Genomic DNA, 25,556 nt, shown 5'->3' with positions numbered 1-25,556 from the left:
GCGATGGCACACGACATTCAATTCGCCGACGGCGCAGCGCCGTTCTCCCAGACGCAGCAATTCCATGACATCAAGAATGCCGCGCACGAGCACTTGCTGACGCGCATCGAAGAACTGGGCGCCGAGTTCGGCCGATGGTCCCGCGAGGCGATCAACCAGTTCGTCGATCTCGAGATCGACAGTTTCGTGCGCCTGCGCCGCATTCCGCTCAACGAGAATGAGGTGCGTACGATCGCCGAGGCGCTGACGAAGGAGCTCGCGGGCTTCGGGCCGATCGAGGACCTGCTCGCGGACCCGGCTGTCGAGGACATCCTGATCAACGGCTACAACGACGTGTACGTATCGCGTCACGGGATCCTCGCGAAATTGCCGGTGCGCTTCGCCGACAACGCGCACCTGTTGCGGATCGTGCGGCGCATCCTCGCGCCGATCGGCCGCCGTCTCGACGAGTCGAACCCGATGGTCGATGCGCGGCTGCCCGATGGCGGCCGCGTGAACGTCGTGATCGAGCCGCTGTCGATCGACGGCCCGGTCGTATCGATCCGGAAATTCCGCAAGGATCCGCTGAAGCCGTCCGACCTGCTCGGCAACGGGACGTTCAACGAAGAAATCAACACGCTGCTCCAGGCGGCGGTCGAGGCGCGCTGCAACATTCTCGTGTCGGGCGGTACGAGTTCCGGCAAGACGTCGCTGCTCAACGCGCTCGCGTTCCACATTCCCGAGATCGAGCGTGTCGTGACGATCGAGGATACGGCGGAACTGTCGCTGAACCACCCGCACGTCGTGCGGCTCGAGAGCCGGCCGGGCGGCTTCGACGGCACCGGCGTGGTGTCGATTCGCGACCTGCTGCGCAATACGCTGCGGATGCGCCCGGACCGGATCATCGTCGGCGAAGTGCGCGGCGGCGAAGTGCTGGAAATGCTGCAGGCGATGAACACCGGTCACGACGGCTCGATGGGCACCGTGCACGCGAGTTCGCCGCGCGAGTGCCTGTACCGTCTCGAGATGCTGGCGGGCTTCGCGGGCTTCCAGGGCACCGAGTCGAGCCTGCGCCGGCAGATCGCGAACGCGATCGACTTCATCGTGCAGATCGGGCGCCTGTCGAACGGGCGGCGGCGGATCCTGTCGATCACCGAAGTTACCGGGCTGTCCGACAACATCATCGCGACGCAGGAGCTTTACCGCTACGAAGCGCGCGTGACGGCGGAGGGCGAGGAGGTCGACAACTGGGAAACGCTGGGCATTCATCCGCATTCGCCGAAGCTCGCACGCTTTCGCCAGACGCTGACGAGCGGCGGGTTCGGCGACGGCGGGTTTGGCGGCGGGTTCGGTGGTGGCGGGTTCGGCCGCGGCGGCGGGGGCTTCAATGTATAGCGCCATGGTGTGGGTGCTGGCGATGGCGATGCTGTGCGTCGCGGCGGCGATGATGCTGTGGCGTCACGCGGAGACCCGGCGCGTGCGGAATGACGCGAAGCGCTTTATCGACAGTCGACTCGAACCCGGTGCACGTGCCGGTGTCGCTGCGCAGGCGGCACGGCCGGCGCCGACTGGTGCCGCGCGTGCCGTGCCGCAGCCCGGTGCGGCACGGAATGTATCGTCCGACGCATTCTGGGCGTACTGGTATGCGACGGCATCCGAGTATCTGGCGAACCTCGCGAGTCGCGCGGGGATCGAGGATGCCCGCGGCAAGACGCTCGTCGCGCTTGCGGTGCTTGTCGCGGTTGCGTTCATCGCGGGCAGCCGCGGCGGTGCGCTGGCATGCTTTGCGGCGATCGCTTGCGGAAGCGCGATCCTCGGCGTCTGGCTCGCGTCGCGGATCCAGCGGCGGCGGTTGAAGATCGTCCGGCAGATCCCGTCGTTCCTCGACGGGATAGTGCGTCTCGTGACGCTTGGCAACAGCGTGCCGGCGGCGTTCCAGTCCGCCCTGCTGACGACCGAGGAGCCGCTTCGCAGCTGTCTCGACCTCGTGTCGCGGATGTTGCGCGGCGGTATCGAGATCGATCGCGCAATGATGCACATCGCAAAGATCTACCGGACCGAAGAGTTCGAACTCGTAGGCTCGGTGCTGCGCTTGTCCGTCAAATACGGTGGTCGCGCGGACGTCATGCTTGAGCGGATGGCAGTGTTCATGCGCGATCTGGAGCAGGCCGAGCGTGAATTGACCGCGATGTCGTCGGAGACGCGGCTGTCGGCGTTTGTCCTCGTCATGCTGCCGATCGCGATCGGCAGCTTTGTCGTGATGACCAATCCGAAGTATCTGCATGGGATGTGGAACGATCCGAGTGGGCGATCGCTCCTCATGATCGCGTTCCTGATGCAATTGGCCGGTAGCGTATGGCTGTATCGAATGGCTCGGCTCAGGTGAGGCTATGACAGCGACTCAAATTGGAGCGATTGCGTTGGCGGTGGGCGCGCTCGGGGTACTGCTGCTCGGCATGGTTGCGATGTTGCGCGCGAGTGCCGCGACGCGCGCCGAACGCGCGCTGGTCGATGCGCTGGACCGGCGCATGGCCGCGCTCGAGGCAGCGAAAGCGCGAACCGCGCCGGATGGCGAGGCGTCTGCGAAACCCGACGTACGTGGCGGGCAGCGCGTCGAACGTTTTCTCGACAGGCTGTCGGCGGCGGGCGTGCGCTGGCTCGATACCGGGCTCGGAAAATACGTAGTCGCGGAAGAGGATCGCCGCCTGCTCGAGCAATGCGGCTATGTCGACGCGCGCACGCGCGGGCTGTTCCTGAGCGCGCGGGTCGCATGCGGGGTCGGACTGCCGCTGCTGTTCGCGATCTTCGCGAGCGGACGCATGAAGGGCGGTATCTGGATGATCGGCATGTTCGTCGCTTTCGGGCTCGGCTTCATGTTGCCGAAGCTCTATGTGCAGCGCCGTGCGGCGGCGCGGCGGCAGAGCGTGGTCGACGAACTGCCGTTGCTCGTCGACATGTTGCGCTTGCTGCAGGGCGTCGGACTGTCGCTCGATCAGAGCCTGCAGGTCGTGACGAACGATTTTCGCGGGATGTTGCCGGTGCTGTCGTCGGAGGTGGGAATCGCGCAGCGCCAGTTCGCCGCGGGACGCACGCGCGAGCAGTCGCTGCAGCGGCTGTCCGGCGGATTCGACAACGAGGATTTGCGCGCGATCGTGCGATTGATGATCCAGGTCGACAAGCATGGCGGCGCGGTGCAGGAGCCGCTCAAGCAGTTCGGGGACCGGCTGCGCGAAACGCGCCGGGCCATGCTGCGCGAGCGGATCGGCCGGTTGACCGTGAAGATGACCGGTGTGATGGTGCTGACGCTGTTGCCCGCGCTGTTGATCGTGACTGCCGGGCCGGGCATGTTGGCGGTGATGCACGCGTTGTCGCCGCATCATTGAAGGACGGAAGGAAAGACGATGAAGCGGACAGGCGGAATGGCGACGCGGGCGGGTGCGGTAGCGGCGGTGCTGCTGCTGGGCGCGTGCGCGACCAAGGATAGTGGTTATGGCGTGAACGCGCAGACGGAGCGTGCGGCGCTGATACAGGCAGCCGACCAGAAGCAGGCCGTGCCGGATACGCCTGGCATGTACCTCGGCCTGATCCAGCGGATGCAGTCGCAGGGGCTCTATTACGCGTCGCTCGCGCACATCGACGCGTACGACAAGACATACGGTGTCATGCCGGAGTCAATCCTGCTGCGCGCGGACGCGCTGCGGATGACCGACCAGCCGGCCGCGAGCGCGGCCGCCTATACGCAGTTGCTGAAGACGCCGCTCGCCGCGCGCGGCTATCGCGGGCTAGGGCTGCTTGCGGGCGCGGCGGGTGATTTTGACCGCGCGGCGCAGACGCTGACGCAGGCGTCGGAACTGGCGCCGACCGATGCGTCGATGCTGTCCGATCTCGCATACGCGAAGCTGCGCAGCGGCGATGTCGTCGGCGCGCGCGTGCCGTTGATGAAGGCGGCCGAACTGGATCAGCGCAATCCGAAAATCGTCAGCAACCTCGTGCTTTACCTGTTTGCAGCAGGCCGCCCGCAGGACGCGCAGAAGTTGATGAACCAGCAGCACCTGCCGGCGGATATCCGCAAGGACATCGTCAGCGACGCAGCGAAGATTACGGCGGCAGCGCGCGCGCAGCAACGCGCGGTTGCGACGCCGCCGGTGGTGTCGCGGCGCGGTACCGCCGCGCCGATCACGCCGATGGCGAACAACTTTGGCTACGATCAGACCGTGCCGCTGCTGCAACGGTTTGCACAATGAACAGGCATCGGGGGAACGACATGAACGACAACAAAAATCATCGAAGCGTGCACGCGCACCGGGCCACGGTGCTGGCCGCGATCGTCTGCATGATGGCCGGTTCCGCCGCAGCATACGGGCAAGATGCCATGACAGCGGGCGCATCCGACGTCGGCCGCTCGACAAAGGACTGGCTCACGATGCAACGCGACAATCGCGCGGCGGCGCCGACGCAGCCGATGCTCGGCGACGTCGCGTCACTCGTCTACCAGCGCTATCTCGATTCGTTCAAGAACAAGATCCCGAATTCGATGAGCCCGCAGCTCGGTTCCGCCAGCGGCATGTCGGGCGGTGGTCAGGGTATGCAGTAAGCGGGACGGCGATGCACGCAGATCAATCACACGTAGCGCGGCGGCGCCGCGCTGCCTACTGTCCGGGGCGGCGGCAGCGCCAGCGCGGCACCATTGCGGTCATGGCCGCGATCTGGGTGTCGGTCGCCTTCATCATGCTGGGTGCGATCGACATCGGCCATTTCTATTCCGAACGGCGCAGCATGCAGGCGGCTGCCGATCTGGCCGCGCTTTCGGCCGTGCCGCAAATTACTGCCGATTCGACCTGCACGGCCGCGACGACCGCCGCCAATCGAATCGCGAATCCGGCGGCGAATCCGCTGCCGGCCAACTCGACCGTTTCCGTGACGTGCGGTGTCTGGACCGCGCCTCAGGGCGGCGGCAATCCGCTGTTTACGCCGACTTCAGGCGCAGCAACCAATGGTCAATGCGCAGGCTTGTCGCCCGGAACGATCAATGGTCAATCGGTCAACGCGGTATGCGTGACGGTTTCCGAGCCGGTCTCGGGCATTTTTCGTAGCGGGGTAACCATCGATGCGTCGGCAGTCGCGAAGAGCGTGCCGACCGATACGTTTACGCTGACCACGTCGCTGGCGACGTTGAACGGCGGACTGGCCAATCAGTTGCTCCAGGCGCTGCTGGGTACGCCCAATCCACTGAGTCTCCAGCTCGTCGATTACCAGGGGCTCGCGCAAGTCAACCTGAAACTGGCCGGCATTCTCGCCAATCTGCAGGTCGGCTCAAGCACGGCCGTGCTGAGCGGCACCGTGACGCTCGGCCAACTGGCCAGCGCGGCGCTACAGGCGGCGACGCAGCAGAACGTGGCGGCGGCGAATGTGAACGTTCTGAACGCGATCGTCGTCGCACTCTGTTCCAACAGCGTGTGCGGCGGCCCGCAGATCGCGCTCAACCAGCTGGTTTCCGCCACGGTGGCCAATGGAAGTTCCGCCGTCAATGCCAGCGTCAATGCGCTCGGATTGTTGTCGACGGCATTGCAGCTCGCAAACGGCACGAATTCGGTCAGCATTCCCAGTGTTACGGTCCAGACGCCCACGTTGCTCGCGCCGTTACTGAACGTGACCGTGTCGGGTTCCGTCAAGCTGGGGGCGAATCCGCCGTCCACCGCGAGCGGTCCGCCCGGGCCGTCGAACTGCGGGACCACCAACTGCACGACCAATACGTCGACCGCACAGGGGAACGTGTTCCTCAATACGTCGATCTCGCTGCTGTCGACGTGCTCCAACGGCTCGCTGGTCTTTCCGGGGGGCAGTTGCCCATCCGGCACGGCGACGCCGCTTGCAGCGGTGCAATTGCCGATCACCGCCTATGTGGCGCCGGCGACGGCCGGCCTGATGTCCGTCACCTGTACCGCTGACGGTACGAAAAGCGCGCAGGTCAACGTGCAGACCGGGGTAGTGGCCGTCTACATCGGCGGCGCGGCGAATACGCCGATCAATCTCAATGCGCCCAGCGGTTATGTTCCCGATGGCAGTGCTGCGCCGATTACGCTGGTGTCCGTCAACCTGCAGAGCCTGCTCAATCTGTTGAACCTCGGCGGTCTGGTTTCGGGGCTGACGACGTTGGTCAAAGCCCTGACGTTCGGGATCGTCGACCTGACCGATATCTCGATCAACGTCAACCTGTTGCCCGGACAGTTGACGGTTCCCGTCGCCAATCAAAATCCGACGCCACTGGTGTTCACGTATCCCGGGCCCGGGTCGTCCGCTTCGCCGAGCCCGGCGTCGCCGTACATGCTGAGCACGGGAACGGATCAGTTCCTGTCGCCCGCCGTTCAAGGTATCTTGAACAGCGGTCTGCAGTTGCAACTGACAGCGAACAGCGGCGTGCTTTCGTGGCTGGGTGTGATAGTGAATCCCGTACTGAGCGTCGTGACCGGGCCGCTTCTGTCCGCGCTGGCAACCACGCTCGTTCCATTACTCCTGCAACCGATCGATTCGCTCCTGACCTCGGTCACGGGCCTGCTCGGCCTGAGCCTGGGGAACGCCTATGTCACGAACACACCGGACTCGATCAAATGCGGCAATCCCATGCTTGTTCAATGAATGCCTGAACGTTCCGTTATCGAAGCAGGCGGCGTTGCTGCCGCCCGCAACCGGTCACTGACCCGCAATGCCGAGCAACTCGTCAATTACTGAAGCCGCACCCGAATCATGAGAACCACGCCCGCAATCGAAGAGCTCGACCTGTACGTCTGGGAAGGCAAGGCGGACATCGTCGACCGTGTCGCCCGGTGCATGGCGAGCTTCGACGTCGAAGTGATCCGCGCCGACAACGCGGAGATCTCGCCCGAGCGCGCCGCGTTGCGGCCGTCGCTGGCGATCATCAGCGTGTCGATGATCGAATCCGGCGCAGCGTTCCTGCGCGACTGGCAGGCCAACATCGGCATGCCGGTCGTCTGGGTCGGCGCGGCGCGCGACCACGACTCGTCGCAGTATCCGCCCGAGTATTCGCACATCCTGCCGCTCGACTTCACGTGTGCCGAGCTGCGCGGCATGATCGGCAAGCTCGTCACGCAACTGCGTGCGCACACGGCCGAAACGTTACAGCCGTCCGAGCTCGTCGCGCACTCGGAATCGATGCAGGCGCTGCTGCACGAAGTCGATACGTTCGCCGACTGCGACACCAACGTGCTGCTGCACGGCGAAACCGGCGTCGGCAAGGAGCGTATCGCGCAACTGCTGCACGAAAAGCATTCGCGCTACCGGCACGGCGAATTCGTGCCGGTGAACTGCGGCGCGATTCCGGACGGCCTGTTCGAATCGCTGTTCTTCGGCCATGCGAAAGGATCGTTCACGGGCGCGGTTGTTGCGCATAAAGGGTATTTCGAACAGGCGGCGGGCGGCACGCTGTTCCTCGACGAAGTCGGCGATCTGCCGCTGTACCAGCAGGTCAAGCTGCTGCGCGTGCTCGAGGACGGCGCGGTGCTGCGTGTCGGCGCGGCGACGTCGGTCAAGGTCGATTTCCGCCTGGTCGCGGCGAGCAACAAGAAGCTGCCGCAGCTCGTGAAGGACGGCCTGTTCCGTGCCGATCTCTACTACCGGCTCGCGGTGATCGAGCTGAGCATTCCGTCTCTGGAAGAACGCGGCGCAGTCGACAAGATCGCGCTGTTCAAGTCGTTCGTCGCACAGGTCGTCGGCGAGGACCGGCTCGCCGAGTTGTCCGATCTGCCGTACTGGCTGACGGATTCGGTCGCGGACAGCTACTTTCCCGGCAACGTGCGCGAATTGCGCAACCTCGCGGAGCGTGTCGGCGTGACGGTGCGGCAGACGGGCGGGTGGGACGCCGCGCGTCTCCAGCGGCTGATTGCACACGCGCGCAACTCGGCGCAGCCGGTGCCGGCGGAGAGTGCGGCCGAGGTCTTCGTCGATCGCAGCAAGTGGGACATGAACGAGCGCCACCGCGTCATCGCGGCGCTCGACGCAAACGGTTGGCGGCGTCAGGACACGGCGCAGCAACTCGGCATCAGCCGCAAGGTATTGTGGGAAAAAATGCGCAAATATCAGATCTTCGACGAAGAGCCCGAGACACGCGAAAGCGAGTAATTAATGAGATAAAATCGCGCTGAATTACAACGACTCGGGCGGGAATAAAACTTCATGAGCCATATGACGGGGTTGGGGCGGGCGTGTGTGTTGCTCGTTATGGTGGGAGGCATGCAGGGCGCTTACGCGCAGGGGCTGGCAGGCAGCGATTCACCGGCGGTGCAGCAGGCATCGGCGCCGGTGGCCGCGATTCCGGTGATCGATCCGCAGGTCCAGACGTCGGTGCAGCCGCAGGCGGGCGAGACGACGGGGCCGAGCACGGTCGACGACCTGCAGCGCCAGATCCAGGCGCACTCGCTGACGGAAATGCGCACGAGCTACAACGGCAGCTACGGTGCGAGCCTGCTGTTCAACGTGAAGGACGGTGCGTATTTCGTCGCGCTGTTCCAGCAGAAGGCATTCTGGCGCGTGATCAAGACTTACGACGAAACGCGCGCGGAAGCGATCTATCGCGATTTCTCGCGCCAGGCGGAGCGGCTGGCCGTCAACGAACTGCGGGCGGCGAAGCTGGAATCGCAGAAGGCACAAATGGACAAGCAGATCGAAGTCACGCAGGATCGCGCGCGGCGTCTGCAGGCCGATATCTCGATCGCACGCCAGCAGCAGGCGGCAGTCTCGGATCGCCAGAAGAGCGTCCGCAGCGAGACGGCCGCGTTGCAGGCGCAACAGGCCGAACTCCAGTCGCAACTGCGCGCGTTGCAGCAGCAGGTGCGGTCGCTGCAGCGCGAGGCCAACGCGGGCCTGCCGACGACGGCACGTTGAGCCGAGAGGTGGCGGTGCGGCGACATGCCGCGCCGGCCGCACCAGAAAAAAGGGCAAGCCCGTTTGGCTTGCCCTTTTGTTTTACTGGCCGTCCGGCACGATTCGCCGGCGGCGCGTGACGATGACCGGCCCGTTGCCGCCGCGTGCATCCGACGGCGACGCGTTGCCGGATGCGTCGCCGGTGTCGCGCGGCGTGCCGTAGCTTTCGCGCGGTTCACGGGGTTCGCGCGGTGCGCCGTAGCCTTCGCGCGGTTCACGCGAGCCGTAACCCTCGCGCGGCTCGCGGGAGCCATAGCCTTCACGCGGTTCGCGGGAACCGTAGCCGCCGCCGTCGCCGCGCGATTCGCGCGGGCCGCCGTGCGAGCCGTACGGGCTGTGACCGCCGCCTTCACGGCCGCCGGGGCGCCCGCCGGTGCGCGGCCCGCGGGGACCGCCGCCGCCCGGGCGCGAGCCGCCCGTGTCGAGCTGGATCGTGGAAATCGCACGCTTGTAGATGCCTTGCAGACCCACGGGGGTGCGCAGCATCACCAGATACTGGTCGAACGACTCGATACACCCCGTCAGGCGAATGCCGTTGACGAGATAGATTTCAACGCGCTTACGTTCCTTGCGCGCCGCATTGATGAAGTCGTTTTGCGGATGGGATTCTGCGGGATTGGCCATTGAGGTGCGGCAGGAGCCTGCGTCAGAGAATATGTTGTGCGTGTGTGTGACGTGGTTCGTCCACAAGGCGTTTGGCGGAATTCTACCCTGTTCGATAGGGAAGCGCGCAGTCGTGATTGTGTCGAACCGTAACCCACTATAGACGTTCCAGCGCATTTTCGCGATTCGGCCGAACGGCCAAAGCTGTTTCGTTACGTCGCGTTACGACTCTCGCAGCGCCGTATCACCTTGGTGCGCGCGCTGCGCCTACATTAGGCGCGCGAGCCGGATGGGCCGGCATATCAGGGATCCAGAACATGAACAAGAGGCGATGGGCAGGGTGGGTCGGCGGCGTGGCGCTGCTGGCTTCCGGCAGTGCAATGGCGGGGCATGTCGACCTGTCGGTCGGCATCGGCGTACCGGTCGCACCGGTCTATGTCGAGCCGGCACCGGTCTATGTGGCGCCGCAGCCGGCCGTGGTCGCCTATCCGGGCTATGGATACGGCTACTATGGCGATGACGACGACGATCGCTACCGGAAGTGGCGCAAGCACCAATACAAGCAATGGCGCCGGCACCACGGCGGCGACGATGACGATTGATTCCGAAGTTGACCCCGCCGGCGCGCATCAGAACGCGTAGTCGGGGTTTTTCGGGTCGAATGCGGTGTCGTCGAGCGTCGCCGGCGCGATTTTCTCGATGACGATCCGCTCGAAGATCTTGCCGTCGTTGTCATAGGATTCGACGGTCCGGAAATAGGGTGCGTGCAGGTCGAGCCCGAGGACTTCCTTCTTCGCGTAGAACTGAGGCCGGCCGGTCGGCGTTTCGTAGGTGAGCGCGACGACGCGCACGCCGCCGATCGTCTTTGCCTCCACCTGGGTCGGCCGCTGCACGCCGGCTTCCAGGTATTTCTTCCCTTCGGTCAGGTACAGGTTCGTGATGAACTCGGTGCCGAGATCCTTCACCTGGTGATTCGACTGAGCGCGCGCGAGCGCGCCGTCGAGCGCCGTCCACAACGGAATCTTGCCGAGCAGGCCGCCGAGATGGCCGTACATCTCGTCCTTGCGCTGCGTCGTGTCGTAGATCGTCTCCTGTCCGGCATGCGCACCGCCCGGCAGCCATTTCGCATACACCCGCAGCGGCTCGCGCGTGGTCTTCACGAGCATGCGGTCGGGCGTGTCGGACCATTTCCCGCTGATGCGCTCCTGACGCACCATCGTGAACTGGTACGACGGATAGCCGTTAGGACCATGACGGATATAGAGCGGCACGGCGAGCGGATCGAGCGCCTTGAAGAGCGCCGCGAGCGTTGCGTCGTCGAGTTGCGCGAGCGTGCCGCGCTGCGCGGCCGTGCGCAGCCAGCGCGCCTGTTGCGCGACCGGCTCGCGCGTGACTTTCGCCAGGTCCGCCGGCAGCGCGACTTCCTGTGCCGCACTCGCGGCCTCGGCCGTTTCCTGTGCATGCAGCCCCGGCCGAGCGAGCGCCAGCATGCATGCGACTGCCGCGGCGGCGGCGTGCCGCGCGCTGCGCTTCTTTCCTGCGTTCATCGACAGCGTCTCCCGGAGTGATGGATCGTTCAGCCTTGCTTCGCGGCCTTGATTTTGGCGAGTTCCTCGTCGCGCAGCGCGCGGCGCAGGATCTTGCCGACGTTCGTCTGCGGCAGGGCGTCGCGGAACTCGACGAATTTCGGCATCTTGTAGCCGGTCAGGTTCTTGCGGCAGTGCGCGAGCACGTCGTCGACCGTGAGCGACGGGTCGCGGCGCACGACGAACACCTTGATCCGCTCGCCCTGCACCTCGTCCGGAATGCCGATCGCGGCGGCCTCGCTGATGCCGGGGTGCATCACGAGCACTTCCTCGATCTCGTTCGGATACACGTTGAAGCCGGACACGAGGATCATGTCCTTCTTGCGGTCGATGAGGCGAATGAAGCCGCGTTCGTCCATCACGCCGATGTCGCCGGTGCCGAGCCAGCCGTCGGCGTCGATCACCTTTGCCGTCTCGTCCGGACGCTGCCAGTAGCCGCGCATCACCTGCGGACCATGCACGCACAGCTCGCCCGGCTCGCCGACGGCGGCCCAGGTGCCGTCCTCGCGGCGAAAGCGCACGACGGTGGACGGCGCGGGCAGGCCGATCGACCCGCTGAACGAGGCCATGTCGTTCAGGTTTACGGGGTTCATCGTGACGATCGGCGAGCATTCGGTGAGGCCGTAGCCTTCGACCACCGGCCGGCCCGTCACCTGCTGGAAGCGCTCCGCGACCGCGCGCTGCATCGCCATCCCGCCCGCCATCGCGAGCTTGAGCTTCGAGAAGTCGCGCTTGCGGAATTCCTCGTTGTCGAGGAACGCGTTGTACAGCGTGTTGATGCCGGTGATCCCCGTGAACGTTTCGTTGCGGATGATCTTCATCACCATCTTCATGTCGCGCGGGTTCGCGATCAGGATGTTGCGCCCGCCGAGCCCCATGAAGATGAACGCGTTCACGGTCAGCGAATAGATGTGATAAAGCGGCAGCGGCGTGAGCACGGTTTCGACGTCGCCCGAGACCTGGTCGGCGATCCACGCCTTCGCCTGCAGCAGGTTCGCGATCAGGTTGCCGTGCGTGAGCATCGCACCTTTCGCGACGCCCGTCGTGCCCCCCGTGTATTGCAGGAACGCGAGGTCGTCGCGCGTCGTCTGCACGGGCTGCGGTTTGCCGCGTGCGCCGAGCGCGAGTGCGGAGCGCAGCCGGATCGCCTGCGGCAGGTGGTAGGCCGGCACGAGCTTCTTCACGTGCTTCAGCACGAAATTGATCAGGCGTCCTTTCGCATTGAAGCCGTCGGCGAGCAGGTCGCCGAGCGCGGTGACGACGATGTTCTTCACCTGCGTTTCCGGCAGCGCCTCCTGCAGCGTGCTCGCGAAGTTCTCGAACACGACGATCGTCTGCGCGCCGCTGTCCTTCAACTGGTGCGCAAGTTCGCGCGCGGTGTAGAGCGGGTTGACGTTGACGACGATCGCGCCGGCCTTCAGCGTGCCGAACAGCACGACCGGATACTGGAACGTGTTCGGCAGCATGATCGCGACGCGGTCGCCGGGCTTCACGCCGAGGCTTTGCAGATACGACGCGAACGCGTCGACTTTCTGCGCGAGCGTGCGATAGGTCATCGATGCGCCCGCGCTCACGTAGGCGACGCGCGCGGCGAAGCGCGTCGTGCATTCGTCGAAGAACTGCACGAGCGACGCGTATTGCGCGACGTCGATTTCGTGCGGTACGCCGGGCGGGTATGACGCGTACCAGATGCCGTCGGTGTTCGGCGGAACCTGGGCCGCTGCGGATGCTGCGGAAGATGACATGACGTGTCTCCGGTCTTTGCTTTCGGCGCGGGCAGGTGCTTCAATGCCTGCCCGTGCCCCATGCTTCACGGGCGATCAACACGGGCGCCTCGACGCGCCGCATGCCCCCGCGTACCAAACAATGCGTGAACAGGAAGTCGCGCGTGGCCCCGCGCGCTCAGTTCGCGGAATGCAGCGTCGCCGTATCGGCGGCTGCCGCACCCGACGGCAGCCCGAACGCTTCGCTTGCTCCCGCGTCGTCGAGTACCGCCGCGAAGATCGACAGTTGTGCGCTGTCGGGCATCGGCGCCTTCAGCGCGGCGACGATCAGCGATGACAGCCGCGCGATCATCTGCACGTCGTTCATCGTGCGGCCTTGCGAGAATTCGTCGATCAGGCTTTCCGTCTCGGCACCCGCGAGCGCGCCGGACAGCGCGCCGATCGCGAAGTGCAGCCGCCAGCCGAGCTCCGTGCGCGGCAGGTGCGGCAACGCGCGCTGGAACGCGTCGAAGAAGCGGCCCGCGACGCTCGCGTAGTGCGCGGTCAGGAAGTTGCGCACGAACGGCGACGGATCGGTGTACGCGCGACCGATCAGCCGGAGGAACCCGGGCCCGCCGCGGTCCGGGTTGCGCGATGCCTTCAGCGCGGGAATGAACATCGCGCCGAGCACGTGCTCGCAGGTGATGTGCGTGCCGAGCTGCGCATCGAAGCGGTCGAGGATGCCGAGGCGCTCCTGGTTCAGCTGATCGAGCCGGCGCGACAGCATCGCGTGGATCAGCGCTTCCTTGCTGCCGAAGTGGTAGTTGACCGCCGCGAGGTTGACCGCCGCGCGCGACGTGATCTGCCGCATCGACATCGCCTCGAAGCCATGCTCGATGAACAGGTCCTCGGCCGCATCGAGGATGCGCGCCTTCGTCCCGCCGGTCTGCCGAGTGCCGGATGACCGCGTCCCGGACGGCCGTCCCGCGGACGGCCGCCCCTCCTGACTTACTGCCATGTTCCGCCTCCCATGCCGGTCGCCCGGCCGCGAACAGTGATTTGATTATCTGATTCAAACAGTCGTTTTTATTAAGATAAAAAAACGCGGGCGGAGCGGGCAAGCGGGGAATCTGGACAAATTCCTCTAGTTCGATGTGCAAATGCGGAAAGCATCGCGCGCGACCCCCGGTGGGACGGGGGGCGCGCGATGCTGCGATGCGGCAATGCGCGGGTTCAGCCGACCGTGCTACGTGTATTGACCGATTGCGTCATGTCGATGCCGCGCCGCTCGCGGCTGAACAGGATCAGCACGGCGATCACGACGGCGACGATGCCGGCCACCAGCGCGAGCGCGAAACTGTAATTGTTGTCGTTCGAAACGGCGAGCGACGCCTGCATCGTCGCGTTGCCGGACGCGAGCAGGTTGCCGAGCTGGTAGACGACGCCGGGGAAGGTCGCGCGGATCTCGTCGGGCGAGATCTCGTTCAGGTGAACCGGTATCACGCCCCACGCGCCCTGTACCGAGATCTGCATCAGGAACGCGCCCGCGGCGAGGGCAACCGGGCCGCTCGAGAACGCCCACAGCGGCAGCACCGGCAGCGCGATCAGCGCGGCGATGAAGATCGCGCGACGCCGGCCGATCCGTTCCGAGATCGCCCCGAACGTCAGGCCGCCGACGATCGCGCCGATGTTCAGCACGATCGTGATCCACGACACGGTATGCGGATCGAAGTGATGCTGCTCGCGCAGGAAGGTCGGATAGAGATCCTGCGTGCCGTGCGAGAAGAAGTTGAACGCGGTCATCAGCACGATCGCGTAGATCGTGAGCTTCCAGTTCTGCTTCAGCGTGGCCCCGAGGCTCGGGCGCGGGCGTTTCTCCATCTGCTTCCACGCCGGCGATTCGGGCACGTGCGCGCGCACGTACAGCACGAGCAGCGCGGGCAGCACGCCGATCATGAACATGCCGCGCCAGCCGATGTACTGGTAGAAGAGACCGAATACGACGGACGCGAGCAGATAGCCGCTCGGATAGCCGGCCTGCAGCAGCCCCGACACGAAACCGCGCGCATGGGTCGGCACGGTTTCCATCGTCAGCGCGGAGCCGACGCCCCATTCGCCGCCCATCGCGATGCCGAACAGCGCGCGCAGTACGAGCAGCGCGGTCAGGCTCGGCGCGAAACCCGACGCGAGTTCGAGCAGCGAATAGCACGCGATGTTGACCATCAGCGTCGGGCGGCGGCCGAAGCGGTCGGCGAGCCGGCCGAAGATCAGTGCGCCGAGCGGGCGCATCGCGAGCGTCAGCGTGAGCGCGAACGCAACGGCGGGGATCGTCGACGCGAATTCGGCGGCGATGTCCTTCAGCACGAAAACCATCAGGAAAAAATCGAACGCATCGAGCGTCCAGCCCAGGTAGGCGGCGATCGTGACGTTGCGTTGTTCGCGGGTCCAGCTCATGTCCGAGGTCTCCTCGTTGGCTTGCGCGCTCACGATGTGCATGCGGATGCCGGCCCGGCTTGCGCGCAGTGCGGGGGCACTGATCGAGTGTAGGCCGCGGCGCATTGCGATGTGGGGCGCGATAACCGCGAATCGGGAATAATCCCTACGAAATGAACTGTTGCGGAAATGGAAACGGAGCCGCGTCGGACCGGCGACAGGCATGCGTATCATTCCGGAAGGCTTTTTGTATTTATTTTGTAATGTGCTCGATGCGCATCGTCACCGAATCAGGAGTCCCGATGAACGAACGTTCCGCCGCCGCGCTGCCCGTGCTCGAAACCGCCAGGCTGTGGCTGCGTCCGCGCGTGCTGGCCGATCTCGATGCGTGCCTCGCGATGGATCGCGATCCCGAGGTCACGCGGCACATCGCGGGCCCGTGGCACGATCCAGACGAGCATCGCCGCTTCGTCACGCACCGGATCACGCGTGACTATCCGCCGGGCCTCGGCTACTGGTCGATCTTCGAGAAGGCCGCGCCCGATGCGTTCATCGGCTGGGTCCTGCTGATTCCCGACTATGCGGACGGTGCGCGCGATGTCGAGATCGGCTGGCGCCTCGTGCGCACGACATGGGGGCGCGGCGTCGCGAGCGAGGCTGCGGCCGCCGTCGTGCGGCACGCATTCGATACCGTGCGCCTGCCGCGCGTGATTGCCGATATCGCCGAGGCCAACAGCGGTTCGCTGAATGTCGCGCGCAAGCTCGGGATGCGTCGCGTGAACGTCGTGCACGACGGCATTCCTTACATTCGTCATCGTCTCGAGCGCAACGATCTGCGCGCGTAGCGCAGCGTCGTGCGCACGCGCGACCGGTTGTCAGAGATCGTCAATCCGATGCGTATCGAGGTCATGACGTATTAACGGCTCGCACGATCAGGAGTATCGTTGCCGGAATTTCGCAACAGGGGTACGACCATGGCACTCGGCACCGACGTTCATCTCATTCCGGTCAGGCTCGACGCGCTGCGTCCGACGCAGATGACGGTGGGCTATCGCGAAGTCAAGGCGAAGCGCAAGCACTGGAAGGCGCTCGACAAGCGCGCGCGCAAGGCCGCGATCGAATCGCACTGGTTCCCGGCCGTCCTCGGCCCGGACGGGCTGCACTACATCACCGATCACCACCATCTCGGCCTCGCACTGATCGAGGAGGGCGAGTCGCGCGTGAACGCGATGCTGCTGAAGGATCTGTCGTGGCTCGACGACACGATTTTCTGGCGGATGATGGAGCACAACCAGTGGGTACATCCGTTCGGGGCGGACGGGACGCGCCGCGACTATGCGCATTTGCCGAAGGTGCTGACGGGGCTCGAGGACGATCCGTACCGCAGCCTTGCCGGCGAACTGCGCACGGCGGGCGGTTATGCGAAGGACGCGACGCCGTTCAGCGAATTCCTGTGGGCCGATTACCTGCGCCAGCACGTGTCGCTCGACCAAATTCGCAAGAACTTCGCGAAGGCGCTCGACCTCGCGCTGCACCGCGCGCACGACCAGGATGCGCGCTATCTGCCCGGCTGGTCGGGCGTCATCGCCGTCAAACCCTGACCGGCGCACGGCGCCGACCGCCTCATGACGACCGCCCCGATCCGCCCCGACGCCGGCCCGCAGCATGCCGACCATTTCTCCGTGCTCGACGCGGCCTCGCCGCCGCCCACGCGGCGCATCGGCCTCGATGCGCTGGCCGGCCTGTCGATCGCCGGCCTGCTGATTCCCGAGGCGGTCGCGTATGCGGGGCTGGCCAACCTGCCGCCGCAGGCAGGTCTCATCGCGCTGCTGTCGGGGCTCGTCGTCTATGCGCTCACGGGCAGTAGCCGCTTCGCGATCGTGTCGTCGACGTCGTCGTCGGCCGCCGTGCTCGCGGCGACCGTGCTCGCCGAATCGGGGATGGCGCTAGCCGCGCAACTCGCGCTGGCGGCCGCGCTGGTCGCGATGACGGGCGTGCTGTTCATCCTGGCGGGCGCCGCGCGGCTCGGCGGCATGTCGGATTTCGTCGCGCGGCCGGTGTTGCGCGGCTTCACGTTCGGCCTCGCGGTGACGATCGTCATCAAGCAGTTGCCGAAGATTCTCGCGATTTCCGTGCAACACAGCGATGCGCCGCATGTCGCGCTCGACCTGATTACCGGCGCCCCGCATGCGAACCTCGCGAGTGCCGTGCTCGGTGCGACCGCGCTGGCGCTGCTGTTCGTGCTCGGACGCGGCTCGCGCGTGCCCGCGACGCTCGTCGTGATCGTGCTGTCGATCGCAGCCGGCTACGCGATCGACTGGCAGCGCTACGGAATCGCGATCGTCGGCCATATCGACTTCAAGCACATCGAATTAGGCTTGCCGCAGCTCGACCGCAATGCGTGGATGCAGACGATCGAACTCGCGTTCGCGCTGATGCTGATCCTGTACGCGGAGTCGTACGGATCGATCCGCAACTTCGCGCTGAAGCATGGCGACAGTGTGTCGCCGAACCGCGACCTCGTCGCGCTCGGCTGCGCGAACCTCGTGTCGGGCCTGCTGCACGGGATGCCGGTCGGTGCCGGCTATTCGGCGACGTCGGCGAACGAGGCGGCCGGCGCGCAGTCGCGCTTCGCCGGCCTGTGGGCGGCCGGCGTGGTCGCGCTGATCGTCTGGCTGTTGCTGCCGCAACTCGCGCGCACGCCGGAGCCCGTGCTCGCGGCGATCGTGATCTTCGCGGTCAGCCACTCGCTGCACCCGTCCGTATTCCGGCCGTACTGGGACTGGCATCGCGACCGGCTCGTCGTGATCGCCGCGCTGCTCGCGGTGCTCGTGCTCGGTGTGCTGCACGGTTTGCTCGCTGCCATCGGCGTGAGCCTGCTGCTGACGCTGCGCAAGCTGTCCGAGCCGAACGTCAGTGTGCTCGGCCGGCTGCGCGACAGCCATGACTTCGTCGATGTCGCGAGCCATGCCGACGCGAAGCCGGTGCCGGGTGTGCTGATCGTGCGGCCCGAGGCGCAACTGTTCTTCGCGAACGCGGACCGGATGCTGAACCGCGTGCGGGCGCTGATGAAGGCCGCGCCGGACACGCGTACCGTGATGCTGAGCCTCGAGGAAACGCCGGATGTCGACGGCACGACGATCGAATCGTTGCGCACGTTCGCGGCCGAATGCACGGCGCGCGGGCTGCGGCTCGCGATCGTGCGGCTCAAGGTGCACGCGCTGCATGCGTTGCGCCGCGCGGCGGACGATACGCTGCACGAAGACGCGATGTCCGAACTGAGCGTCGACGAGAGCCTGCAATTGCTGCAGGCCGGCATGCCGCCGGACGGCAGCGACGGAACGGTCGCCGCGTGACGAGACGGCGTGTCGGCGCCGTCTATTGCGAGGGCACGGTGTCGGTAGCGCGACCGATCATGTCGGCCACTTCCGCCGCCGTCGGCGCATAGGCGCCGGCGTGCGCACAGGCGACCGCCGCGCACGCGGCCGCGTAGCGCAGATGCTCGGCCGCCGATGCATCGGGCCGCGCAAGCTGGCTCGCGACCCAGCCACCGATGCTGGCATCGCCGCAGCCGACCGTGTCGGCGACCTCGGTCGGGAACGCGGGCTGGAACAGCACGGTGTCGCGATGCAGGAGCTGCATGCCGGATGCGCCGCGCGTGACGAGCATCGTCGCGTCGGGCGCCCACGCGCGCAGTTGCGCGAGTGCGGCCGCTTCGTCGAGTTCGGGAAACAGCCCGTGCAGATCTTCGTCGGATACCTTGATCCAGTCGGCGAGCCCGGCCAGCCGGCGCAGCGTGTCGCGATACGATGGCGCGGCCATCGGCGCACGGTAGTTCGGGTCGAACGAGATCCGCTTGCCGGCCGCGCGCGCGGCTTGCGCCACGTCGATCAGGCGCGACGCGAGCGGTTCGCGCACGACGCCGAGCGAGCCGATGTGCACGACCTCCGCCGCGTCGAGTGCGCCGGCGGGCAGGTCTGCCGGGTCGAATGCGAGATCGGCGCTGTTTTCGCCGATGAAAAAATAGTGGGGAGGCTGCTTCGATACGACCATCGCGAGCAGCGGTGCACGATCGACCTGCCGGATGAAGCGCATGTCGAGCCCCGCGTCGGCGCTCTTGCGCATCAGTTCGTCGCCGAAGATGTCGTGGCTGACCGTACCGGCGAAGGCCGTCGGCACGCCGAGTCGCGCGCCGACGCGTGCGACGTTCCAGCATGAGCCGCCGGCGACGCTGTGCCAGCGTTGCGCGTCGTCGCGGATGAAATCGGTCAGCGCTTCGCCGAATACGATCAGGCGGGGGAACGTCGTCGTCATGTGGAAACCTTATGCCGCGGCGTTCCGCGCGGCCTTGCAGCGATTGAAGTGAGCGGGCGGGCGGCGCCGGCCGTCGCGCGCGGCGACGCGGCCGGGCACCGCCCGGTCCGGTGGGCGGGCGGCGCGATCAGCGCGGGGAGCTCCAGCCCTTGTAGGTCTTCACGTTGTCGCGCGTGATGAGCGTCGGCTCGATCAGGATCATCGGATTGGCCGGCTTCTGGCCGTTCATGATCCCGTAGCCGACGTTGACGGCCTGCTGCGCCATCGCCCACGGGTCCTGGCTCGACGACGCCTGCACGAGGGTGTTGGACTTGAGCGCGACCTCGATGTCGGGCGCGCCGTCGACCGACGTGATCACGATACCCGGACGGTTCAACTGTTTTGCGGCGAGATCGCTGCCGATCGCCTGCGGGTCGTTGATCGTGAACACCGCATCGAGCTTCGGAAAGCGCGTCAGGTAGCCCTGCATCGCGTTCATCCCGCCTTCGCGCGAGCCCTTGCCGTCCTGGTCGCTCGACAGCAGCTTGATGCCCGCGTTTTTCGCGAGCACGGTCTTGCAGCCGTTGACGCGATCGATCACGGCCGATACCTGCGGGCCGTTCTCGATGATCACGTTGCCCTTGCCGTTGAGTTTCTTCGCGATGTAGTCGCACGCCAGCTCGCCGGCCTTCACGTTGTTGGTCTGCACGGTCGCGTTCGCGCCGGCCGCCGCGACGTCGACCGCGACGACCGTGATGCCGGCCGCCTGCGCCTTCTTCACCGCCGGCTCGATCGCCTTCGGGTCGGTCGCGTTGAGCAGGATCATGTCGACGTGCGCGGAGATGAAGTTGTCGATCTGCGTGAACTGCTTGTTCAGGTCGTAGTCGGCCGACACGGCCGTGACCTTCGCGTTCGGGTTGAGCTGCCTGGCGCGCGCCTCGGCGCCCTTGACGATCGTGACGAAGTACGGGTTGCCGAGCGACCCGACCGTGACGCCGATCGATTTGAGCGGCTTGTCGGCGGCGTGCGCGGCGGAAGCGCCGAATGCGAGCGCGCAGGCGATGGCGGTCAGGGCGGCTTTGTGCTTGAACATGTCGTTGTGTCTCCGTGAAGTCTGTGGGCGGATGGGCGCAGGCGTGCATGCCTGCGCCGCAAGGTTGAATGGACGGGAAGGGTGTCAGGTGCGCGCCGAATCGCGCTGGCGGTAGCGATCGAGCGCGACGGCGCCGATGATCACGAGCCCCTTGATGATGTATTGCCAGATGTCGGACACGCCGAGCAGCACGAGTCCGTTCGTCAGTACCGCGATGATCAGCGCGCCGATCAGCGTGCCGACGATCGAGCCGACGCCGCCAACGAAACTCGTGCCGCCGAGGATCACCGCGGCGATCGCGTCGAGTTCGTAGGACTGGCCGAGCTGCAGGCCGTTGGCCGCATAAAGCCGTGCGGCCGACATCACCGCGCCGAGGCCCGCGAGCAGCCCCGACGCCGCATACACGAACATCTGGATCGCCCGCACGTTGATGCCCGACAGGCGTGCGGCTTCCGGATTGCCGCCGACCGAATAGATCCGCATTCCGAGCACGGTACGGCGCAGGATGAACCACGAGATCGCGATCACGGCACACGCGATCACGACGAGCCACGGCACGCCGAGGATCGTGCCGTTGCCGATGAACGCGAACGGCAACTGCGGGTTGAACACGGTCGTGTCGTTGCCGATCAGGCGCGCGACGCCGCGCACGGCCGTCATCGCACCGAGCGTGACGATGAACGGCGGCAGGCGCAGGAACGAGATCAGGCCGCCGTTGATCGCGCCGAACACGAGGCCGACGGCGAGCGCGAAGGGCACGCCGAGCCAGCCCCAGCCGGGGATGGTCGACGCGAGCAGCGCGGCGACGGCCGCGGCGGCAAGCACCGAGCCGACCGACAGGTCGATGCCGCCCGTCAGGATCACGAAGGTCATGCCGGCGGCGAGCACGATGTTGATCGACGCCTGCTGCGTGACGATCGACAGGTTCTGCAGCGTGAAGAAACCGTCGGTCAGGAAGCCGAAGCCGATGCACAGAACCAGCAGCACCGGCAGCATGCCGGCGGTGCGTATCAGCGACTGCATGCGTGCGCGATGATCGGCGACACGCAACTGGGGTGTACGATCGCCCACCGGATGGGCCGTCGCGGAAGCGAGGTTCCGCTGCTTGGTCGGGTTGATCATTTCGGTAACCTGAATGTAAGAGTCAAATGAAAGAGCGCGGCTCAGTGCGCGTCGGCGAGCTCGGCCTGCGAGCCGGTCGCGAGTGCGATGATCGCTTCCTGCGTGATGGGCGTGTGCGTGTGGCCGCCGAGTTCGCCCGCGATTTCGCCTTCGCGCATCACGAGCACGCGGTCCGCGACGCCGATGATTTCCGGCAGCTCGCTCGAGATCACGATCACGCCCACACCGGCGCGGGCCAGTTCGTTGATGATCCGGTAGATCTCGGATTTCGCGCCGATGTCGACGCCGCGCGTCGGTTCGTCGAGGATCAGTACGCGCGGTTTCGTCTCCAGCAGGCGCGACAGCAGCACTTTCTGCTGGTTGCCGCCCGACAGCGCGCCGACGTTGACGTTCGCGTTGGGCACGCGGATCGACAGCGACGCAATCGCGTCGCGCGCACGTTCGGCACCGCGTGCGAGGTCGAGCGCGCCGAGCCGTGCATCGCGATTGCACACCGAGATGTTGATGTTGTCGCGCACGCTCATGTCGAGGAACAGGCCCTGGCGTTTGCGGTCCTCGGTCAGGTAGACGAGGCCCGCGTCGATTGCGCCGCGCGGCGTGTGCGCGCCGAACGTGCGGTCGCCCAGCTTCACGTCGCCGCGCACGCGCGGCTCCGCGCCGAAGATCAGCCGTGCGAGCTCGGTGCGACCCGCGCCGACGAGCCCGGCGATGCCGAGTACTTCGCCGGCATGCAGGTCGAGACTGCAGCCGCGCACGCGCGCGCCGTCGGAGATGTCGCGTACCGACAGCAGCAGGTGGCCGGGATCGTACGGCGCGTGTTCCTTCTTGTAGAAGCCGGAGATGTCGCGGCCGACCATCATCGAGACGAGACGCTCTGCCGACAGCGATTCGCGTTCGAGCGTGCCGACGTACGCGCCGTCGCGCAGCACCGACACGCGGTCGGACAGTTCGTAGATCTCCGCCATGCGGTGGCTGATGTAGATGATCGCGAGACCTTCCTCGCGCAACTGGCGGATCAGGCGGAACAGGTGCTCGGTCTCGCGCGACGACAGCGGCGTCGTCGGCTCGTCCATCACGAGGATGCGTGCGCGGGTGTGCACGGCGCGCGCGATTTCGACGAGTTGCTGTTCGGCGATCGACAGCGTGTCGACGAGCGTTTCGGGCCCGAACGATGCGCCGAGGCGCGCGAGCACGTCCTGGCAGCCGCGCGCCATCGCCGCGCGGTCGATCGTGCCCCAGCGCCGGTTGCCGCGCCGCAGTTCGCGGCCGACGTAGATGTTTTCCGCGACGGTCAGGTTCGGCGAGAGGCACAGCTCCTGGTAGATCACCGCGACACCGGCATCGCGCGCGGCGAGCGGGCCGTCGATATCGATGCGTTCGCCGTCGATCAGGATCTCGCCGCCGGCGTCGGCGCGGTACGCGCCCGACAGGATCTTCATCAGCGTCGATTTGCCCGCGCCGTTCTCGCCCATCAGCGAATGAATCTCGCCCGGGTAGACGGTCAGGCTGACGTTGTCGAGCGCGCGCACAGCCGGGAACGTCTTGCTGATCCGGCGCATTTCGAGCAGCGGGCGGGGCGACTCAGATCGCGACATGGTTGACCTCCTGCGAGTCGGTGCGGGCGCCCTGGAGGATGCCGGCCCGCGGGGAGAAGTTGAAGAACATCGGCAGCGTGGCGGCGCCGATCGCGCCGGCGTCGGCGCCGAACGTGCCGCGCACGAGCGTTGGCGTGCCGCGCGCTTCGGGGGCGGTGGCAACCAGCGCCGAGCGCAGGCGCGTCGTGACCGCGTCGAGCAGGCCCGCGTCGGTATCGGCGTCGATCACGACCACCGGCGCATCGACCACGCACAGCACCGCGCGCAGCGCCGGTGCAAGCGCGTCGACGCAGTCGTCGATCCATTCGTCGACGGCCGGCAGGCCGCGGGCGATGCACGCTTCGAGATCGGCGCGGTTCTCGACCGTCTCGCCGTGATGGCGCAGATGGCGCACGAGCGCATGCAGCGAGGCGCGCGCGAGCAGGATGTCCCACCGGCCGCGCGGCGGCGGCGCGGACGCCAGCCGGCTCGGCGGCACGGGAATCACGGCGACGTCGCCCGCATTGCCGGTCACGCCGCGCAGGCAGTCGCCGTCGATCGCGATGCCGCCGCCGATCGCCGGCCCGATAAACAGGTAGACGAAATCGTCGCACTGCCGGCCGTATCCGTAGAACAGCTCGGCGATCGCGGCCGCGTTGCCGTCGTTTTCGCCGAACACGGGCAGCGATAGCGTGCGCCCGAGGTCGCTCGCGAAATCGACGTCTTCCCACGCGCGGAACGTGTCGGGCGCGAGGCCGAGTTCGCGCATCCACGCGCCGAGGTTGTAAGGCTGGGCGACGCCGACGCCGGTCAGGCGGGCGCGTTCGTGGTCGGGGAGCAGGGCCTGCATCGCTTCGATGTCGTGACGCACGATATCGAGCACGTCGGCGGGCGGGGGCAGCAGCGTGTCGTGCGAGCGGCGGCCGAGCACGTCGCCCGCGAAGTTGACGAGCGCCGTCTCGATGCGCATCCGGTCGAGATGGACACCGATGCCGAATGCACCGCGCGGGTCGAGGCGGATCAGCGATGCCGGCTGGCCGCGCTGGCCTTCGGTGCGACCCGCGAATTCGATCAGCTTCGCGTCGGCGAGCGACGCGATGATGCTGCCGACCGCCGTGCCCGTCATGCTCGCGAGACGCGCAAGGTCGGCCTTCGACGCGCTGCCTGCGCGGCGCAGCGTCTTCAGCAGCAGGCGCTCGTTGTAACGGCGCACGTTGGCCGAATTGCTTCCCTGGCCGATGTGCGGGCTTCTCATGGTGTCTCCTTCCACGTTGCGCCGCTGGGTGGCGCATTAAATAAATCACGTTGATTTATTTAACCGCGTGAGCGCCGACATGTCAGCCTAGGGAAATCCCGGTTTTTTGCCGTGGATGACGGATAGCGGGGCGGACCTCGGGAAACGGGGATGGGTCGCGGAATCGGGGGCGAAAGCTTTGGAGTTCGCGTGGCGGGCGCGCACTCGCCGCGGAAGCGACGACGATTTGTCCGTTTGGAAGATGGCGAGGGAAGGGGGGCACACCGTGTGGATCAACGGGGCGGTGTGGTTGATGCAGGGCCGGAAATGAAAAAAGGCCGGCTAGAAGCCGACCTTTTTAAATAAGTGGTGCCCAGGAGAGGACTCGGTCACACATGCGCGACCCCGGCTGCGCTTGCAAGCGCAGCCTTTCGAGTCCTCACGCAAAGCGCGCAGGCGCTTTGCTTCCTGGGCTTGAAATGAAAAAAGGCCGGCTAGAAGCCGACCTTTTTGGAAAACAGATGGTGCCCAGGAGAGGACTCGAACCTCCACGATGTTGCCACCGCTAGGACCTGAACCTAGTGCGTCTACCAATTCCGCCACCTGGGCACGTTTCGCTTGCTGCGATGCGAAGACCGCTATTTTAGCGTGCTCGAAGAGCTTGTCAACAGATTTTGCGTGGTCGTTGGGGGGAGAAAGAGGCGGGTGCCGGATTCGCCGCGTTCGTATATCGCTGCCGGGTCGATCCCGAGGCGAAGGATTGCCGCCGGAGAGGAACGAGCGAATTTCCTGAACGCATGTTCAAGTCCGTCGCCAGACGAATTATTGTCGGTAGGTGCCTGTCGTGCCACGCTGGCTCGCGAATGCACGCAGCGGATGCCGCTATGGTTCGCTCGCTTGGCGGCACCATGCGCATCGTGTAGTCGTCGACCGCAATGGAGCGCGCGGCACGCGCAAGCGAAGTTGTTTGCATCACGATCATTTCTGTTACTATCGCAG

At 66.1% G+C, this 25,556-nt stretch carries 22 protein-coding genes and 1 tRNA gene; 12 read left to right on the top strand and 11 right to left on the bottom strand.

The window, feature by feature from the left end:
- The first annotated feature begins 3 nt into the window (after positions 1 to 3).
- From JYG32_RS06325 to JYG32_RS06290, 8 genes are all read left to right on the top strand, one after another.
- Positions 4 to 1,374, top strand: coding sequence for a CpaF family protein (locus JYG32_RS06325; RefSeq protein ID WP_213265010.1), 1,371 nt, complete (start codon positions 4 to 6; stop codon positions 1,372 to 1,374).
- A complete protein-coding gene (locus tag JYG32_RS06320) occupies positions 1,367 to 2,365 on the top strand; it encodes a type II secretion system F family protein (RefSeq protein ID WP_213265009.1) in 999 nt (332 codons plus the stop codon). The genes JYG32_RS06325 and JYG32_RS06320 overlap by 8 nt, the downstream gene beginning before the upstream one ends.
- Before the next feature lie 4 nt (positions 2,366 to 2,369).
- Entirely contained in the window at positions 2,370 to 3,362 is a 993-nt protein-coding gene (locus JYG32_RS06315) for a type II secretion system F family protein (protein ID WP_213265008.1), read from the top strand.
- Positions 3,363 to 3,380: 18 nt separating this feature from the next.
- Complete coding sequence (locus JYG32_RS06310) at positions 3,381 to 4,223, top strand: tetratricopeptide repeat protein (protein ID WP_213265007.1); 843 nt, start codon at positions 3,381 to 3,383, stop codon at positions 4,221 to 4,223.
- A gap of 20 nt (positions 4,224 to 4,243) precedes the next feature.
- Positions 4,244 to 4,573, top strand: a complete 330-nt coding sequence (locus JYG32_RS06305; protein ID WP_213265006.1) for a DUF3613 domain-containing protein — start codon at positions 4,244 to 4,246, stop codon at positions 4,571 to 4,573.
- A gap of 101 nt (positions 4,574 to 4,674) precedes the next feature.
- The gene (locus tag JYG32_RS06300) at positions 4,675 to 6,615 is read left to right on the top strand and encodes a pilus assembly protein TadG-related protein (RefSeq protein WP_213265005.1); all 1,941 of its coding nucleotides are present in this window, start codon (positions 4,675 to 4,677) and stop codon (positions 6,613 to 6,615) included.
- Positions 6,616 to 6,723: 108 nt separating this feature from the next.
- On the top strand, positions 6,724 to 8,115 hold the full coding sequence (locus tag JYG32_RS06295) for a sigma 54-interacting transcriptional regulator (RefSeq protein ID WP_213265004.1): 1,392 nt from the start codon (positions 6,724 to 6,726) through the stop codon (positions 8,113 to 8,115).
- Between the two features lie 54 nt (positions 8,116 to 8,169).
- Positions 8,170 to 8,877: a DUF2968 domain-containing protein gene (locus JYG32_RS06290; protein WP_213265003.1), complete on the top strand. Its 708-nt coding sequence runs from the start codon at positions 8,170 to 8,172 to the stop codon at positions 8,875 to 8,877.
- An 81-nt stretch (positions 8,878 to 8,958) separates the two neighbouring features.
- On the opposite strand, the gene hfq is transcribed toward JYG32_RS06290, so the two are convergent.
- Positions 8,959 to 9,540: an RNA chaperone Hfq gene (hfq, locus tag JYG32_RS06285; RefSeq protein WP_213265386.1), complete on the bottom strand. Its 582-nt coding sequence runs from the start codon at positions 9,538 to 9,540 to the stop codon at positions 8,959 to 8,961.
- 296 nt (positions 9,541 to 9,836) lie between these two features.
- On the opposite strand from hfq, the gene JYG32_RS06280 reads away from it, so the two are divergent.
- Positions 9,837 to 10,121: a PXPV repeat protein gene (locus JYG32_RS06280; RefSeq protein WP_174382926.1), complete on the top strand. Its 285-nt coding sequence runs from the start codon at positions 9,837 to 9,839 to the stop codon at positions 10,119 to 10,121.
- A gap of 27 nt (positions 10,122 to 10,148) precedes the next feature.
- Here the strand turns inward: JYG32_RS06280 and JYG32_RS06275 are convergent, their stop codons facing one another.
- The 4 genes from JYG32_RS06275 to JYG32_RS06260 form a co-directional block, all read right to left on the bottom strand.
- Positions 10,149 to 11,066, bottom strand: coding sequence for a DUF1571 domain-containing protein (locus JYG32_RS06275; RefSeq protein ID WP_174382925.1), 918 nt, complete (start codon positions 11,064 to 11,066; stop codon positions 10,149 to 10,151).
- 29 nt (positions 11,067 to 11,095) lie between these two features.
- Positions 11,096 to 12,850: an AMP-binding protein gene (locus JYG32_RS06270; protein WP_174382924.1), complete on the bottom strand. Its 1,755-nt coding sequence runs from the start codon at positions 12,848 to 12,850 to the stop codon at positions 11,096 to 11,098.
- Positions 12,851 to 13,007: 157 nt separating this feature from the next.
- Positions 13,008 to 13,826: a TetR/AcrR family transcriptional regulator gene (locus JYG32_RS06265; RefSeq protein WP_174382923.1), complete on the bottom strand. Its 819-nt coding sequence runs from the start codon at positions 13,824 to 13,826 to the stop codon at positions 13,008 to 13,010.
- A 215-nt stretch (positions 13,827 to 14,041) separates the two neighbouring features.
- Complete coding sequence (locus JYG32_RS06260) at positions 14,042 to 15,262, bottom strand: MFS transporter (RefSeq protein WP_213265002.1); 1,221 nt, start codon at positions 15,260 to 15,262, stop codon at positions 14,042 to 14,044.
- A 281-nt stretch (positions 15,263 to 15,543) separates the two neighbouring features.
- On the opposite strand from JYG32_RS06260, the gene JYG32_RS06255 reads away from it, so the two are divergent.
- The 3 genes from JYG32_RS06255 to JYG32_RS06245 all read left to right on the top strand — a co-directional run bounded on the left by JYG32_RS06255 (position 15,544) and on the right by JYG32_RS06245 (position 18,597).
- Positions 15,544 to 16,086, top strand: coding sequence for a GNAT family N-acetyltransferase (locus JYG32_RS06255; protein ID WP_174382921.1), 543 nt, complete (start codon positions 15,544 to 15,546; stop codon positions 16,084 to 16,086).
- 129 nt (positions 16,087 to 16,215) lie between these two features.
- Positions 16,216 to 16,842, top strand: a complete 627-nt coding sequence (locus JYG32_RS06250; RefSeq protein WP_174382920.1) for a ParB-like protein — start codon at positions 16,216 to 16,218, stop codon at positions 16,840 to 16,842.
- Positions 16,843 to 16,866: 24 nt separating this feature from the next.
- A complete protein-coding gene (locus JYG32_RS06245; RefSeq protein ID WP_174382919.1) occupies positions 16,867 to 18,597 on the top strand; it encodes a SulP family inorganic anion transporter in 1,731 nt (576 codons plus the stop codon).
- 22 nt (positions 18,598 to 18,619) lie between these two features.
- On the opposite strand, the gene JYG32_RS06240 is transcribed toward JYG32_RS06245, so the two are convergent.
- From JYG32_RS06240 to JYG32_RS06215, 6 genes are all read right to left on the bottom strand, one after another.
- Positions 18,620 to 19,555 carry a carbohydrate kinase family protein gene (locus JYG32_RS06240; protein ID WP_213265001.1) on the bottom strand — a complete coding sequence of 312 codons (936 nt, stop codon included), beginning with the start codon at positions 19,553 to 19,555 and terminating at the stop codon, positions 18,620 to 18,622.
- 127 nt (positions 19,556 to 19,682) lie between these two features.
- On the bottom strand, positions 19,683 to 20,627 hold the full coding sequence (locus JYG32_RS06235; RefSeq protein WP_065500159.1) for an ABC transporter substrate-binding protein: 945 nt from the start codon (positions 20,625 to 20,627) through the stop codon (positions 19,683 to 19,685).
- An 84-nt stretch (positions 20,628 to 20,711) separates the two neighbouring features.
- Positions 20,712 to 21,749, bottom strand: coding sequence for an ABC transporter permease subunit (locus JYG32_RS06230; RefSeq protein ID WP_174382917.1), 1,038 nt, complete (start codon positions 21,747 to 21,749; stop codon positions 20,712 to 20,714).
- A gap of 41 nt (positions 21,750 to 21,790) precedes the next feature.
- The gene (locus JYG32_RS06225) at positions 21,791 to 23,344 is read right to left on the bottom strand and encodes a sugar ABC transporter ATP-binding protein (protein ID WP_174382916.1); all 1,554 of its coding nucleotides are present in this window, start codon (positions 23,342 to 23,344) and stop codon (positions 21,791 to 21,793) included.
- Entirely contained in the window at positions 23,331 to 24,578 is a 1,248-nt protein-coding gene (locus tag JYG32_RS06220; RefSeq protein WP_174382915.1) for an ROK family protein, read from the bottom strand. The genes JYG32_RS06225 and JYG32_RS06220 overlap by 14 nt, the downstream gene beginning before the upstream one ends.
- Positions 24,579 to 25,079: 501 nt before the next feature.
- A tRNA-Leu gene (locus tag JYG32_RS06215) sits at positions 25,080 to 25,166 on the bottom strand.
- Positions 25,167 to 25,556: the final 390 nt, after the last annotated feature.

Origin of the sequence: Burkholderia pyrrocinia, assembly GCF_018417535.1 — a bacterium.
Taxonomy (GTDB): domain Bacteria; phylum Pseudomonadota; class Gammaproteobacteria; order Burkholderiales; family Burkholderiaceae; genus Burkholderia; species Burkholderia pyrrocinia_E.
Note: the sequence above shows the minus strand (reverse complement) of the source record. Positions and strands in the feature narration are given on the sequence as shown.

What these genes read in the sequence shown, in the direction of transcription:
- JYG32_RS06240 (WP_213265001.1), bottom strand. Translation starts at nt 19,555, where the DNA reads ATGACGACGACGTTCCCCCGCCTGATCGTATTCGGCGAAGCGCTGACC.
- JYG32_RS06280 (WP_174382926.1), top strand. Translation starts at nt 9,837, where the DNA reads ATGAACAAGAGGCGATGGGCAGGGTGGGTCGGCGGCGTGGCGCTGCTG.
- JYG32_RS06290 (WP_213265003.1), top strand. Translation starts at nt 8,170, where the DNA reads ATGAGCCATATGACGGGGTTGGGGCGGGCGTGTGTGTTGCTCGTTATG.
- JYG32_RS06275 (WP_174382925.1), bottom strand. Translation starts at nt 11,066, where the DNA reads ATGAACGCAGGAAAGAAGCGCAGCGCGCGGCACGCCGCCGCCGCGGCA.
- JYG32_RS06260 (WP_213265002.1), bottom strand. Translation starts at nt 15,262, where the DNA reads ATGAGCTGGACCCGCGAACAACGCAACGTCACGATCGCCGCCTACCTG.
- JYG32_RS06300 (WP_213265005.1), top strand. Translation starts at nt 4,675, where the DNA reads ATGGCCGCGATCTGGGTGTCGGTCGCCTTCATCATGCTGGGTGCGATC.
- JYG32_RS06310 (WP_213265007.1), top strand. Translation starts at nt 3,381, where the DNA reads ATGAAGCGGACAGGCGGAATGGCGACGCGGGCGGGTGCGGTAGCGGCG.
- JYG32_RS06320 (WP_213265009.1), top strand. Translation starts at nt 1,367, where the DNA reads ATGTATAGCGCCATGGTGTGGGTGCTGGCGATGGCGATGCTGTGCGTC.
- hfq (WP_213265386.1), bottom strand. Translation starts at nt 9,540, where the DNA reads ATGGCCAATCCCGCAGAATCCCATCCGCAAAACGACTTCATCAATGCG.
- JYG32_RS06225 (WP_174382916.1), bottom strand. Translation starts at nt 23,344, where the DNA reads ATGTCGCGATCTGAGTCGCCCCGCCCGCTGCTCGAAATGCGCCGGATC.
- JYG32_RS06250 (WP_174382920.1), top strand. Translation starts at nt 16,216, where the DNA reads ATGGCACTCGGCACCGACGTTCATCTCATTCCGGTCAGGCTCGACGCG.
- JYG32_RS06255 (WP_174382921.1), top strand. Translation starts at nt 15,544, where the DNA reads ATGAACGAACGTTCCGCCGCCGCGCTGCCCGTGCTCGAAACCGCCAGG.
- JYG32_RS06315 (WP_213265008.1), top strand. Translation starts at nt 2,370, where the DNA reads ATGACAGCGACTCAAATTGGAGCGATTGCGTTGGCGGTGGGCGCGCTC.
- JYG32_RS06245 (WP_174382919.1), top strand. Translation starts at nt 16,867, where the DNA reads ATGACGACCGCCCCGATCCGCCCCGACGCCGGCCCGCAGCATGCCGAC.
- JYG32_RS06265 (WP_174382923.1), bottom strand. Translation starts at nt 13,826, where the DNA reads ATGGCAGTAAGTCAGGAGGGGCGGCCGTCCGCGGGACGGCCGTCCGGG.
- JYG32_RS06295 (WP_213265004.1), top strand. Translation starts at nt 6,724, where the DNA reads ATGAGAACCACGCCCGCAATCGAAGAGCTCGACCTGTACGTCTGGGAA.
- JYG32_RS06270 (WP_174382924.1), bottom strand. Translation starts at nt 12,850, where the DNA reads ATGTCATCTTCCGCAGCATCCGCAGCGGCCCAGGTTCCGCCGAACACC.
- JYG32_RS06325 (WP_213265010.1), top strand. Translation starts at nt 4, where the DNA reads ATGGCACACGACATTCAATTCGCCGACGGCGCAGCGCCGTTCTCCCAG.
- JYG32_RS06230 (WP_174382917.1), bottom strand. Translation starts at nt 21,749, where the DNA reads ATGATCAACCCGACCAAGCAGCGGAACCTCGCTTCCGCGACGGCCCAT.
- JYG32_RS06305 (WP_213265006.1), top strand. Translation starts at nt 4,244, where the DNA reads ATGAACGACAACAAAAATCATCGAAGCGTGCACGCGCACCGGGCCACG.
- JYG32_RS06220 (WP_174382915.1), bottom strand. Translation starts at nt 24,578, where the DNA reads ATGAGAAGCCCGCACATCGGCCAGGGAAGCAATTCGGCCAACGTGCGC.
- JYG32_RS06235 (WP_065500159.1), bottom strand. Translation starts at nt 20,627, where the DNA reads ATGTTCAAGCACAAAGCCGCCCTGACCGCCATCGCCTGCGCGCTCGCA.